At 45.6% G+C, this 1,058-nt stretch carries 1 protein-coding gene; it reads right to left on the bottom strand.

The annotated features are described in order from the left end of the window. Nucleotides 1-164: 164 nt before the first annotated feature. On the bottom strand, nucleotides 165-1,058 hold an 894-nt coding region (locus tag NBH01_RS26550; protein WP_250700376.1), incomplete at its 5' end, for a helix-turn-helix domain-containing protein.

The raw sequence follows: 1,058 nt of genomic DNA, 5'->3' as shown, positions 1-1,058 counted from the left end.
TCACGGATGTAAATATACGACAATATTCGGAGTTTACAAATATCCGATACACCCCATATTGTATCTGTAACAAACATCCGCAATCGTAAGGGAGTCTTTTTCTTCCTATATACCCGAAAACGAATAACAAGTTGCAGAGAGACAGGCTCTTTTAGATAGTGTTTCTATGCAGGAGGAAATAAGAACAAATCCCGATACTTGCCCGGAGCCACTTTCATGATTTCACAAAACACGCGGGTAAAATGGAAACGGTTGGAGAAGCCCGTCTTGGCGGCTATCTCCTCGATACTCATTCCGGTATGGGCGATGAGCATACAAGCATAATCTATCCTTTTCTTCTTGACAAACTTCTGTAAAGTGACTCCCGTCTCATTCTTGAACAGACGAGAAAAGGAGTTAGTGGCCATGCAAGCCCTACTCGCCAGTAGTTCGTTGGACAGATTCTCTTCGCAATGGTCTTCAATATAACTGATGGCTTGCGCAATGCGGACATCGCCGGTGTTTGGTTTCCATTGGCTTCCCTCAACGCCCAAAAGTATCTCACAGATAAGTGCCTGAACGTTCAAAAAAGCCCCTATACTGAACGTGGATATTTGCCCACTACTCAGGAGATAGTGTTGCATATGGTTGATTTTCGCCTTCAGATTTTCCGTCAGGTCAATAGGAAAGACACCCGTCAGCGCATTATCATATGGAAATCCTAACGAGAAATGAACGAACAAATGTCCGATGGCCCCATCTGCCAGCAACTGTTCCCGCTCACTTTCCGTCAAGGCGCCAAGGTTTCCTCCACATAGGCAATTCCCTTGACGGGGGATGCTATTTCCTTCTATGCGCGAACTGTAATCCGCATTTGGAGCGATGAGATAGACTTTATTCGTTTCCATGCGATAGGTCTTGCCCCGGTATTCGATGACACCGCCAACCCCGGTATTGTGGTAAATCCGCCAGAAAGGAAACGAAAGCGTACTGTATTCCCAATTCTTCAACCACCAATACCTGCAACAATGTACCTTAATGGAAAGACAGGGAAAATACTGCACCGTAGTAGACGGATC

Origin of the sequence: Bacteroides sp. B1-V-101, assembly GCF_023656585.1 — a bacterium.
In the GTDB taxonomy this organism is placed as follows: domain Bacteria; phylum Bacteroidota; class Bacteroidia; order Bacteroidales; family Bacteroidaceae; genus Bacteroides; species Bacteroides thetaiotaomicron.
This window is presented reverse-complemented; position numbering and strand designations above follow the sequence as displayed.